At 58.1% G+C, this 10912-nt stretch carries 11 protein-coding genes and 1 pseudogene; 3 read left to right on the top strand and 9 right to left on the bottom strand.

Annotation, left to right across the window (positions count from 1 at the left end; translation table 11 throughout):
* The 6 genes and pseudogenes from ACI2JR_RS19495 to ACI2JR_RS19470 form a co-directional block, all read right to left on the bottom strand.
* Positions 1-269: pseudogene (locus ACI2JR_RS19495) on the bottom strand (EmrB/QacA family drug resistance transporter); the annotation flags it as partial.
* A complete protein-coding gene (locus tag ACI2JR_RS19490; protein WP_462479249.1) occupies positions 266-1309 on the bottom strand; it encodes an HlyD family secretion protein in 1044 nt (347 codons plus the stop codon). The pseudogene ACI2JR_RS19495 and the gene ACI2JR_RS19490, both read right to left, overlap by 4 nt.
* On the bottom strand, positions 1293-1850 hold the full coding sequence (locus tag ACI2JR_RS19485) for a winged helix-turn-helix transcriptional regulator (RefSeq protein WP_132730591.1): 558 nt from the start codon (positions 1848-1850) through the stop codon (positions 1293-1295). Before ACI2JR_RS19485 ends, ACI2JR_RS19490 begins: the two co-directional genes overlap by 17 nt.
* Positions 1851-1997: 147 nt before the next feature.
* Positions 1998-3224, bottom strand: coding sequence for an MFS transporter (locus ACI2JR_RS19480; protein WP_462479248.1), 1227 nt, complete (start codon positions 3222-3224; stop codon positions 1998-2000).
* 25 nt (positions 3225-3249) lie between these two features.
* Entirely contained in the window at positions 3250-3609 is a 360-nt protein-coding gene (locus ACI2JR_RS19475) for a hypothetical protein (RefSeq protein WP_462479247.1), read from the bottom strand.
* A gap of 280 nt (positions 3610-3889) precedes the next feature.
* A complete protein-coding gene (locus ACI2JR_RS19470; RefSeq protein ID WP_462479246.1) occupies positions 3890-4420 on the bottom strand; it encodes a GNAT family N-acetyltransferase in 531 nt (176 codons plus the stop codon).
* Between the two features lie 155 nt (positions 4421-4575).
* On the opposite strand from ACI2JR_RS19470, the gene ACI2JR_RS19465 reads away from it, so the two are divergent.
* Positions 4576-5466, top strand: a complete 891-nt coding sequence (locus tag ACI2JR_RS19465) for an oxidoreductase (protein WP_462479253.1) — start codon at positions 4576-4578, stop codon at positions 5464-5466.
* A gap of 70 nt (positions 5467-5536) precedes the next feature.
* On the opposite strand, the gene ACI2JR_RS19460 is transcribed toward ACI2JR_RS19465, so the two are convergent.
* Positions 5537-6109 (bottom strand): DUF1349 domain-containing protein, encoded by a 573-nt coding sequence (locus ACI2JR_RS19460; RefSeq protein WP_132730587.1) that lies wholly within the window; start codon positions 6107-6109, stop codon positions 5537-5539.
* 266 nt (positions 6110-6375) lie between these two features.
* On the opposite strand from ACI2JR_RS19460, the gene ACI2JR_RS19455 reads away from it, so the two are divergent.
* Positions 6376-6777 carry a VOC family protein gene (locus ACI2JR_RS19455; RefSeq protein ID WP_462479245.1) on the top strand — a complete coding sequence of 134 codons (402 nt, stop codon included), beginning with the start codon at positions 6376-6378 and terminating at the stop codon, positions 6775-6777.
* Between the two features lie 565 nt (positions 6778-7342).
* Entirely contained in the window at positions 7343-8896 is a 1554-nt protein-coding gene (locus tag ACI2JR_RS19450; protein ID WP_132730585.1) for a peptide MFS transporter, read from the top strand.
* A gap of 66 nt (positions 8897-8962) precedes the next feature.
* On the opposite strand, the gene ACI2JR_RS19445 is transcribed toward ACI2JR_RS19450, so the two are convergent.
* A complete protein-coding gene (locus ACI2JR_RS19445; RefSeq protein ID WP_462479244.1) occupies positions 8963-10138 on the bottom strand; it encodes a TCR/Tet family MFS transporter in 1176 nt (391 codons plus the stop codon).
* Positions 10139-10164: 26 nt separating this feature from the next.
* Positions 10165-10806, bottom strand: a complete 642-nt coding sequence (locus ACI2JR_RS19440; RefSeq protein ID WP_462479243.1) for a TetR/AcrR family transcriptional regulator — start codon at positions 10804-10806, stop codon at positions 10165-10167.
* Positions 10807-10912 lie beyond the last annotated feature (106 nt).

Raw genomic sequence — 10912 nt, 5'->3', positions numbered from 1 at the left:
AACAGCCAGCGTGTCGACATGACCCGCGCCAGCCAGCCGGAAAGCGGGATAATAATGATCTCGGCGATCAGGTAGCTGGTTTGTACCCACACGGTTTCATCGTCGCCCGCCGAGAGGCCGCCGCCGATATCCCGCAGCGAGGCGGACACGATCTGGATATCGATCAGCGCGATAAACATTCCCACGCACATGCTGGCGAAGGCGAAGATCTTCTTCGCCATCGGCATCGACAGACCCTGCGGGGCGGGCAGCGCCTGAACGCTGCTCATCGGCGACTCTTTTCGTTCACGGTGACGATCACCGATAGCCCAGGGCGCAGTACGTCAAGTTTTGCGCCTTCTCCTTCCAGCGCAATGCGGACCGGCACACGCTGCACGATTTTCGTGAAATTCCCCGTCGCGTTCTCCGCAGGAAGAATGCTGAAGCGCGAGCCGGTCGCCGGCGCCAGGCTGGCGACATAGCCTTTAAAGGTGCGGTTCGGCAGCACGTCGGCCACGATGGTCACCGGCTGGCCGGCACGCATATGCGCCAACTGGTTTTCCTTGAAGTTGGCGTCAATCCACAGGCCATGCGCGGGAACCAGGGAAAGCAGCTGCGTGCCGCTGCTGACGAACGAACCGGACCACGCGCGGCGGTTGCCAATCACGCCATCGAACGGCGCGCGAATTTCGGTATAGCTGAGGTTCAGCGTGGCCATCTCGAGGCTAGCCTGGGCCTGCGCCAGGGCGGCCAGCGTTTGTTGCTGGCGGGCATCCAGCACCGCCAGCTGGCGTTCGGCCGCGGTTTTCTCCGCTTTGGCTTTCTCCTGCTCGGCGCGCGCCCGGCGATAATCGGCGGAGGCGTTATCACGGATTTGCGCGGAAATCGCGCTCGACGCTGCCAGGGCGTTATAACGTCGGTTGTCGTTAGCCGATTTTTCGGCCGCCGCCGTCGCGGCCTGTAGCGAGGCCGCAGAGCCGGCAATCGTCGCCTGCTGTAGCTGCCGGGTGGCAACGATATCGGCCAGCGCGGCCTGCTGCGCCGCCACTTCTCCGGCGGCTTTTGCCAGCGCGGCGCGGTAATCGCGGTCATCAATGCGAATCAGCAGGTCGCCTTTTTTTACCGCCATATTGTCCTGCACCGCCAGCTGCTGAATATAGCCGGAGATTTTGCTGGAGATGGCGCTAATGTCGCCGCCAACATAGGCATCGTCAGTCGTCTGGATAAAGCGCCCGGTATGCCACCAGTAAACGCCGTAGCTCGCCGCCGCCAACGCGGCGACGGCGAGTGCCGCCAGAACGAGGGCTCTTTTCTTACTGGCCGGATTCATTGTTGGCATCTCTGTAGAGTTCGGGTTGGAATTTTTGCCCGCTATCGCCCTCACGCTTGCGCAGCAGATATTGGTGACGGTACTTCATCATCGGTGAGGCCGCGGGGCCCGGCACCATCGCGTATTTACCCGGGACAATCTCTTCCCCGGTTGCTTTATCGACCATGATCGGCTCCACGCGCCGCTGGGTTTCACTTTCCACCAGCTGCATCTGACGGCCTTCGGGTGAGAAGTGGCGGTTACCCCATTCCGCCAGCGCCAGCAGCACCATGCGAAAATCGCGGCCGCTTTGCGTGAGGTGGTATTCGTAGCGCGGCGGTGCGCTGCTGTAGCAAACCTTCTCCAGCAGGCCGTCGTCTACCAGCGCCTTCAGACGGCGCGAAAGAATATTGGGCGCGACGTTGCTGCTTTTCTGGAACTCGTCAAAGCGGGTAAAGCCGGCGAAGGCGTCGCGCAGGATCATCATGCTCCAGCTGTCACCGATGCGCCCGAGGCTACGGGCGATGGGGCAGGGAGCGTTGCAAAGCGGTTCATTTTTCATGGGCTGGCCTGGATGGATAGGTGGCTTTCTGGAGCAAATTGACATAGTAACTATCAAAATGCAAGTTACTTAGCGGACGATCTACCGGCGGCCCGACGGCGGCGAAGGCGCCGATTGGCCCGAACGACGCCATTATCCATTGTCGGGCTAAGAGCCTTCTTCAACAGAATGGGAAGCGCTGATGGGGGACTTTCTGAGAGAACGTTTGTATTGCCAGGTGGAAATCAGGCATATCAGTAAAACGGGTAACATCATCAGACCCAGTCGCTGCCAGCCCAGAAATGCCAGCCCTACGCCCGCGCCTGATGTGGCTATCGCGGAGAAAACAAAGCGGCTGGTTTCGGCCAGACCCTGCGCTTTTTTTCGCTCATTATCACGATAAGAGAGACTGAGCAGCGTTGAACCGCCAACAAACATAAAATTCCAGCCGACCCCGACCAGAAGCAGGCTTGAACTGTATGCCAGCATGGATTCGCCGGTCAGGTTTATCGCGATAGCGGCTATGTTGAGCGCGATGCCCGCGAACAGCAGAGATGGCAGGCCTGCTTTCCTGATCAGTATGCCGGTAAACAGCGAAGGGACATACATACCCAGGAGATGTAACTGAATGACCAGCGCACCGTCATTCATGGTGTGGTGATGCGTAACTGAAAGCGGCGCCGCCGTCATCAGAAAAAGCATCACCAGGGACCCGGCCACCAGGTGAAGCCAGGCGGTACGATAATCCGGGCGGCGCATTAACTCCCGGCTGGTGGGGGAGGATATCGGGATGGTGCCGGCAGCGGGAATCGGGGGATGCTTTTGAGCGCCGCGCAGGAATATCGCCAGGTTTAGGGCGGAGATAATCCCCAGCCCTGCCACCACGAGGTAAACACCCGCAAAGCGAGGAAGTCCGGGAATATCCCGGGCCATAATCGTCAGAAGCGGCCCGAGGATCGCCGCGACAACGCCGCCAACCATCACCAGAGAAATCGCCTGACCTTTTGCCTCGGCAGGGGAATGGTCGGCAGCCACCAGACGATAATACTGGCTGAAGGCTTGATAGATGCCGACAAGGAAGCAGCCAGTGCAGAACAGTAGAAAACTGGCCTTCAGTACGGCAAGAAATGACAGTAAGCCACCGGCTGTACCGCATACTGACCCCAGTATAAACGCCGCTTTTTCGTTTCCCCGACCAATCATACCGGCGGCAAACATACTCGAGAACGCGCCGGCGACAGTAATGAGGGCAAACGGGATCGTGGCCAGCTCGCCAGAAGGTGCCAGCTGATAGCCCACCAGGGTGGCAATCGTCAGGTCTACGGATACGGCGCAGGTAAAGAAGAGATTACCGATCGCAAGGATAACCGGTATCCTCCCTGGAATATATCGCATGATGCCCTCCTTAACAGGGATATGCTTATCGGGAATAAGGTGAAAGAGCGGTCTGATCATCGCCGCCTGAATACTTTAGGGCGGACACAGGAAGGGACAAATAAATCGGGAACCGCTTGCGTCCAGCGATATTCACGCCGGTATATTCGGCAGCGCGGGCCTCTTTACAGGATTTATCTGGATCCTGATGGGAAACAGGATTAATCGCGATAGTGGCTATTCTCTCTGCAAAATTTTGAAGCAAATAGCCATCTGTATGACTTATCCATGAGCCTATCTGGACGAAGGGGCGGGTATCATGGCTCATATTGTAATTGCATAATCCAGACGCCATATTCATCATCTCTTTATCCGGGGAAATGGACTTAAGCAAAAAAGATGCCATGGAATAAACCGTTAAACCCATCCAGGATAATTGTCTTTTTGCACCTTATATGGGCAGGAATATTGATTTCTGGTGCAATGTCATTTGATTTACCAGCGTTATTATAGATATTGAATCGAGTCTCGTTTTTGCTGAGAAAGTTCTTTTTATCTGTCGCACGATGAGCGGGAACGCAAGGCGCGTATCTGAACACCCGGGCAGGCTACCGGGATGTTTGGTCGGCGCTCAAAAACGTGCTCTGTTGCAATACGGTATGTGGCTCCTGCCATTCCCGGGAACCTCACCGACCTGACCACTCATGACGGCTGAGGCTGAACAGCAGGCTGGGTGGCGCATTGGCGACATCATTAATTTCTCTGACATATTTCAACCTGGCTTTTGACAGCACTTTTTGCGAGGCCAGGTGATTGCCTCTGACGACGGCTGAGATGGTATTGAGGGATAATTCCGCAAAGCCATAGCCAACGGCAAATCGAGAGAACTCGGTTGCCAGCCCTTTTCCCCAGGCCTCGGTCGCAAAACGGTAGCCAGGGTTATTGAGAGTTATCCCGGCGTAAGTACTCACGCTCAGGCCGCCAAACCCGATCATCCTCTCCGGCGCTTCATTCAGTGAAATGGCCCAGTTGCCGAAGGCCTGCGCTTTGCGGTGCGCTATCCAACGGCAAAGCACCGTTTGTGCATGGGCGATATCGGGGTAGGGACCGGCAGGGTTAAAGGTATTGGTGGCCGGATCGCCATAAATTCTGAACAGGTCGGCAACGTCGAATTCAGAAACAGGCCGCATGGTCAGACGTTGCGATGTGATATACATGTTGTTCTCCGCTGCGGGTAGGGACGTCAGAGGTTATAGCTCAGCTACGTATCCGTATGCCAATAAACAATCGCATTGCCGGCGACGGTCGGCGGTGCGACGAGTGTTCACCCCAAGCCGCTCAGGCGGCCACGGATAATCAGGAGATGTGCATGATGGCAAAAAATCCCAGCGTCGCGCTGATTGGCCCAGGCGCCATCGGAACCACGATAGCCGCCGCGCTGCATGAAGCCGGGCGTACGCCGGTGGTGTGCGGCCGCACCGCGCATCCGCAGCTGGTATTACGTTTCGACAGCCAGCAAATCATCGTACCAGGGCCGGTATTAACCGATCCGGCGGCAATTAAGCAGCCTTTTGACCTGGTTTTCGTTGCGGTGAAGACCACACAGCTGCCCGCGACGGCCGCGTGGCTGGCGGCGTTATGTCAGCAGAACACGGTGGTTTGCGCCTTGCAAAACGGGATCGAGCAGCAGGCGCAGTTCGCGAACTACGTCGCTGGCGCGACGGTGCTGCCCTCGGTGGTATGGTTTCCGGCGCAGCGTGAAGCCGATGCTTCGGTCTGGCTGCGGGCTAAGCCGCGCCTGACATTGCCGGATACGCCGGCCGCGGAGCGGGTACTGAAGGTTTTGCAGGGGACGCGTTGCGAGGTTGAGGTCTGCGCCGATTTTCATACCGTGGCGTGGCGTAAATTATTGCAGAACGCGGTCGCCGGTTTAATGGTGCTGACAGGGCGTCGCGCGGGGATGTTCTCCCGCCGCGATATCACCGATCTGGCTTTCGCTTACCTGCAGGAGTGCCTCGCGGTTGCGCGGGCCGATGGCGCGAAACTGGGGGATGACGTCCCGCAGGAGATTATCGCCGGTTTCCATCGCGCGCCGGCGGACCTGAGCACCTCTATTCTTGCCGACCGTGAGGCCGGGCGCCCGCTGGAATGGGATATTCGTAATGGGGTGGTGCAAAGATTTGGCGGTCATTATGGCATTCCTACGCCGATGAGCGATCTGATTGTCCCGCTGCTTGCCGCCGCCAGCGACGGCCCCGGTTGACGGGAGATTGCTCTGGCTCTGCGGGCGGGCAGCGAGCGGATGAAAAGGCTGTGACTCAGGACGTCGGGAGTCAGCTCAGATCGTGCAGCGGCTTATCCAGCGGCGGGGAGAGCGCCATATCCAGAAACTCCACCGCTAGCCCGCGACGTTCGGGCGTACAGCACATCACGCCCACTTTCGCCGCACCGCGCGGGAAATGGCATAGCCGCAGCAGCGGCCAGTGATGTCCTTCCGCCGAATACTGTAATCTCAGCGCGTCGTCTTTACGGGTCAATCGCAGCCAGAACTCTCGCGGATTACCGGAGAACAGACCGGTTGCCCAGTCCGAATGCTCCAGCGTCAGCACGCTACCGATGGCCGGCGCGCCGTCGTTGAATTCAATCCCCGCTTTCAGCCAGTGCCGCTCATCGGACATCAGCATGATGCCGGCCTGGTCATACAGCATGCTGAAATCCGCGCGTACCTTCACCTGGAAAGTAAAATCCCCGGCGACGTCAGTGGCGAAGATATGGCCGGAAAAACGTTCAAACCCGTACCAGGTTTTTCGCCAGAAATCGGTTTGCTCATCGGTGATGACGCTGAGCTTATCGTTATCGCGCTGCCATTGAGCGGGTGGGTTAATCCAGGAAAAAGAGCTGAGCATCGGGCCTCCGGGGCGGGGTTGTCGAAGTCCAGTATATGACTTCGCCGGGCGAATGTCGTGTCGCGTGCGCTCGCTTTTATTAACCCATCTCCGGGAATTCGTTTGGAGCAGCCACGCAACGTTCAGACGCTATCGCCAGTTCCTTCGCCCCTGGCTGCCCAGAGAGCAAGGGCTCTTCTCGACAAATGGCCACCTGAAACGTGGATAGATTAAGGGGGATGCCCTCCATCGCGGAGCGCGCGCCAGACCCGGAGGAGCCGGTTGCCATGTTTAGCCATATGCGAATTGCCCGACCCGTCACCCACCTTGAACGTACCTGCGCCCTCTACACTCAGGGGCTGGGGCTGATGCGAATCGCGGACTTCGTCGATCATGCCGGCTTCAGCGGGATTATGCTGGGCGACGCGGATTTGCCCTGGCATATTGAGTTTACCCACTGCCATGTTCATCCGGTCCAACCCGCGCAGACCGAGGAAGATTTACTGGTTCTGTATTACCCGGACCGCGCCGACTGGCAGCGCGCCTGCGGCAGGATGGCGCAGGCTGGTTTTTGCACGGTCAGGGCGTTTAATCCCTACTGGGACGTTAACGGGCGGACATTCGTCGATCATGATGGCTACCGGGTGGTGCTCCACAACCGGAGCTGGCCAGTCTACGCCAGGTCATAGTTCTCTCGCCGGGGGGAATGCGCTCTGGGTCGACCCGATGGACGAAATGGCAAAAAAAAACAGACCGTTGGTACGCATATATCGCGCAATAATCCCCGGCGGGTTAGCCGTCTTTAGCGTCCTTCGACGCACTTTCTCATCCTCGCCGCCGAGCCGCCATTTTACAAAAACCACAATAGCGCCATTTATCGCAGCTTGTTGCCATAGATAGCGCCAACCTCGTATTTACCCTGCTTTTTATCGTGTTATATCGCCAGCGCCCTCCGGCGATGAGTTTCCATATTCAATTTCACAACACATTGTTTATAAAGGTATAAGTTGGTTGTTTGTTATGGTTTGAGATGTCAATCACATTTCGTCGTTAGCCAACTTAAAATCTATAAAAGTAGACGTTTGTCGACTTTTCATCTAAAAGATGGGGTGTAGGGGCTAGACAAAACCATTATCTGGTTATCAAATAGTTAAAAAACATCATGCCTAATGTAAATGATTGACCAGGTGAATAAATGGTCAACACGCTTTCCGCGGTTTATCAGCGCTGCGGCGCACCTTATTTGGAGAAGTTATGCATTCCTCTGTTAATAAAAATGAAAGCCGGACCTTCTTTGGTCACCCTTATCCGCTAGGTTCGCTATTCTTTACCGAAATGTGGGAGCGATTCTCATTTTACGGCATTCGTCCCTTACTGATTCTGTTTATGGCGGCCACCGTTTATGACGGCGGGATGGGGCTGGCGCGTGAAAACGCCTCGGCGATCGTCGGTATCTTCGCCGGCAGTATGTATCTGGCGGCGCTGCCCGGCGGCTGGCTGGCGGATAACTGGCTGGGTCAGCAAAAAGCGGTGTGGTACGGGTCGATTCTGATTGCGCTCGGCCACCTGTCGATCGCCTTGTCCGCGCTGATGGGCGACAGCCTGTTCTTCATCGGCCTGATGTTTATCGTGCTCGGTTCCGGTCTGTTCAAGACCTGTATCTCGGTCATGGTGGGGACGCTGTACAAGAAAGGCGATGCGCGTCGTGACGGCGGGTTCTCCCTGTTCTACATGGGCATCAACATGGGGTCGTTCATCGCACCGCTGATTTCCGGCTGGTTGATCAAATCGCACGGCTGGCACTGGGGCTTCGGTATCGGTGGTATCGGGATGCTGGTGGCGCTGGTGATCTTCCGGGTCTTTGCCGTTCCGGCAATGAAACGCTACGACAGCGAAGTGGGCCTCGACTCGACCTGGAACAGCCCGGTGGCGAAGAAGAACGGCGTGGGCGCCTGGCTGCTGGCGCTGGCCGTCGGCGCGGCGGTTATCATCACCCTGATTGCGCAGGGCGTGATAGTGATTAACCCGGTGGCGGTTGCCAGCATGCTGGTGTACGTGATTGCCGCCTCGGTGGTGCTGTACTTTATCTATCTGTTTATGTTTGCCGGATTAAGCCGCAAAGAGCGCGCGCGCCTGCTGGTGTGCTTTATTCTGCTGGTCTCTGCCGCCTTCTTCTGGTCGGCATTTGAACAGAAACCGACCTCGTTCAACCTGTTCGCCAATGACTACACCAACCGCACGATCGGCGACTTCGAGATCCCGGCGGTGTGGTTCCAGTCGATTAACGCCCTGTTTATCATTCTGCTGGCGCCGGTATTCAGCTGGGCATGGCCAGCGCTGGCGCGCAAAAGCGTGCGCCCGAGCAGCATCAGCAAGTTTGTCATCGGCATTCTCTGCGCCGCGGCCGGCTTTGGCCTGATGATGCTGGCGGCACAAAACGTGCTGAGCAACGGTGGGGCCGGCGTATCCCCGTTCTGGCTGGTGGGCAGTATTCTGATGCTGACGCTGGGCGAGCTGTGCCTGAGCCCGATTGGTCTGGCGACCATGACCCTGCTGGCGCCGGAGAGGATGCGCGGCCAGATGATGGGGCTATGGTTCTGCGCCAGCGCGCTGGGGAACCTGGCGGCAGGCCTGATTGGCGGTCAGGTGAAAGCCGATCGGCTGGATATGCTGCCGGACCTGTTCGCGCGTTGTTCGATTGCGCTGCTGATCTGCGCTGCCGTACTCTGCGTTCTGATCGTGCCGGTGCGTCGGATGCTGGAAAATGCCCAGAACAAAACCGCACAAAAACCGGTGACCAACGCCTGACGGCAATGGCTACTGGCTTCCCGCAGGCTGGCGCGTAATGCGCCAGCTTTTTTTTCGTCTGGCCCATCAGGACGGCGCGCGGGTGCAGCGATAGATCAACGGCACCGCGAAGATGTAGAGAACTACAACCGACAGCCAGATAGCCCCGGGCCATTCGCTACGCAAGCCGAAATATAAGCTTGAGAACACCAGCGGGGCGACAATCGATGCCAGGCTGACGGTTGACGCCAGCACCCCCTGAAGCTGCCCCTGCTTGTCGGCCTGCACCTGGCGGGTGGCCAGCGCCTGCAGGGCCGGCGTACCGATGCCGCCGAGGGCAATCAGCGGCATTACCGCGAAGACTATCCAGCTCTGCTGGGCCAGCGACAGGACAATTAATGCCGTGCTGGAGCAGGCTATCCCGCCGAGGATCGCCCCGCGCTCTCCCAGCAGACGGGTGGCCGGGCCGGGTAAAAATGCCTGCGCCAGAGTTTGACACACCCCGAAGGCGGCGAGCGACAGGCCAACCCATAGGCCGTTCCAGTGAAACATATCCTGACCCCACAGCGCCCAGCAGGTGCCATAGACCTCGCCGCTGGCGCTGAGGAAAAAGAACACCAGCGCGATAGTCAGCAGCCCTTTGACGGAGAATAGCCAGCGCATGGGGCGCAGGGGATTAAGCCCGGCGAACGCCATTTTCTGCCTGGCCGGCCGGCGCGACTCTTTCAGGGCGAAGAGGGCCAGCAGTACATTCGCGCTGTTCAGTCCCGCGGCGACGATAAAGGGTAGCCGGACGCCGTAATCCCCCAGCAGTCCGCCGAGCAGCGGGCCGATAATAAAGCCCGCGCCGAAGGTGGCGTTAAACAGCCCGAAACGGCTGGCGCGTTTCCCGGCGGGCGTAATGTCCGTCAGCCATGCCATCGCCACCGCGATATTCGCGCTGGTCAGCCCGGCGATGGCCCGCCCGAGCAACAGCAGCCACAGATGGCTGGCAAAGGCCATGATCAGGTAGTTAACCACCGCACCGGCCAGGGAGATCAGCAGCACCGGCCGTCGACCAAAATTATCGCTTAGCGCGCCAGCCAGCGGAGCGAAGATAAACTGCATCAGGGCATACAGCGCCGCCAGGATGCCAATGTAGTGGGCGATATCCGCGGTCTGCATCACCTCTTTGAGAAGCTGCGGCAGAATCGGAAAAATCAGCCCGATGCCAATCGCATCGAGCCAGATGGTCATAAAAATAACGCTAAGGGTTCTGTTCATGATGGGGTCAGTTCCGGCCGCGTGGCTCAGGCATAGGGCGTATCCTGCGCCGCCGCTTCAGCGGCGCGAAACCCGCTATCAAGCAGTGTCAGAAAGCGCTCCCGCACGGCGGTGGCGGCAAGATGTTCGGGCTGACGCAGCGCTTCGGTAAAAGCGATACGCCAGCTATTCAGAATGATGCTGGCAACCAGGCCGGCAACGGGATCGTGCTCAGGCGCAGAGAGACGCGCAGCGAGCATATTGCTGAGCGCCCGCGTCAGTTCGGCAAACTGTTCCAGGGCATACACCCGTAGCGCCGGGCTTGCGGCCACGCCTTGCCAGAAGTCGGCAACCCGCCGATCGATCCTGATAAGCGGATGTTCCTGCTCGATCAGTTCCCGGGTCAGGGCTCTGAGCGCCGCGACCGGTGACAGCGCACGGTGACGTTCCAGAGCCTCCTGCAGGAGCTGGTGGATTTCGTCGATGCGATCGAAGTAGAGCTCTTCCTTGCGCGGGAAGTAGTTAAACACGGTCATTTTCGACACCTTCGCCGCTGCGGCAATATCGCTCACGGTGACGTTATCAAAGCCCTGCTTAATAAACAGTTCGGTGGCGGTATTGGAAAGCTGCTGGCGCGTGAGACGCTTTTTTTGCTCACGCAATCCTTCCGCTTTTTGCCGGGTATTCATTGATGCGCTCCCTCAGCAGGCCTCTGCTGATGATTTTGTTTTGCCTGGTAAAAGTTTATGATCGGTATAAAATTAAGTCCAGCGCTTTTGCTACTGCGCTGGCAGA

The sequence above is a fragment of the Klebsiella sp. NPDC088457 genome, assembly GCF_044900465.1.
Lineage (GTDB): Bacteria > Pseudomonadota > Gammaproteobacteria > Enterobacterales > Enterobacteriaceae > Klebsiella.
The sequence above is the reverse complement of the archived record's forward strand: the minus strand, read 5'-3'. Positions and strand labels throughout refer to the sequence as shown.

What these genes read in the sequence shown, in the direction of transcription:
- ACI2JR_RS19490 (WP_462479249.1), bottom strand. Translation starts at nt 1,309, where the DNA reads ATGAATCCGGCCAGTAAGAAAAGAGCCCTCGTTCTGGCGGCACTCGCC.
- ACI2JR_RS19485 (WP_132730591.1), bottom strand. Translation starts at nt 1,850, where the DNA reads ATGAAAAATGAACCGCTTTGCAACGCTCCCTGCCCCATCGCCCGTAGC.
- ACI2JR_RS19480 (WP_462479248.1), bottom strand. Translation starts at nt 3,224, where the DNA reads ATGCGATATATTCCAGGGAGGATACCGGTTATCCTTGCGATCGGTAAT.
- ACI2JR_RS19475 (WP_462479247.1), bottom strand. Translation starts at nt 3,609, where the DNA reads ATGGCATCTTTTTTGCTTAAGTCCATTTCCCCGGATAAAGAGATGATG.
- ACI2JR_RS19470 (WP_462479246.1), bottom strand. Translation starts at nt 4,420, where the DNA reads ATGTATATCACATCGCAACGTCTGACCATGCGGCCTGTTTCTGAATTC.
- ACI2JR_RS19465 (WP_462479253.1), top strand. Translation starts at nt 4,576, where the DNA reads ATGGCAAAAAATCCCAGCGTCGCGCTGATTGGCCCAGGCGCCATCGGA.
- ACI2JR_RS19460 (WP_132730587.1), bottom strand. Translation starts at nt 6,109, where the DNA reads ATGCTCAGCTCTTTTTCCTGGATTAACCCACCCGCTCAATGGCAGCGC.
- ACI2JR_RS19455 (WP_462479245.1), top strand. Translation starts at nt 6,376, where the DNA reads ATGTTTAGCCATATGCGAATTGCCCGACCCGTCACCCACCTTGAACGT.
- ACI2JR_RS19450 (WP_132730585.1), top strand. Translation starts at nt 7,343, where the DNA reads ATGCATTCCTCTGTTAATAAAAATGAAAGCCGGACCTTCTTTGGTCAC.
- ACI2JR_RS19445 (WP_462479244.1), bottom strand. Translation starts at nt 10,138, where the DNA reads ATGAACAGAACCCTTAGCGTTATTTTTATGACCATCTGGCTCGATGCG.
- ACI2JR_RS19440 (WP_462479243.1), bottom strand. Translation starts at nt 10,806, where the DNA reads ATGAATACCCGGCAAAAAGCGGAAGGATTGCGTGAGCAAAAAAAGCGT.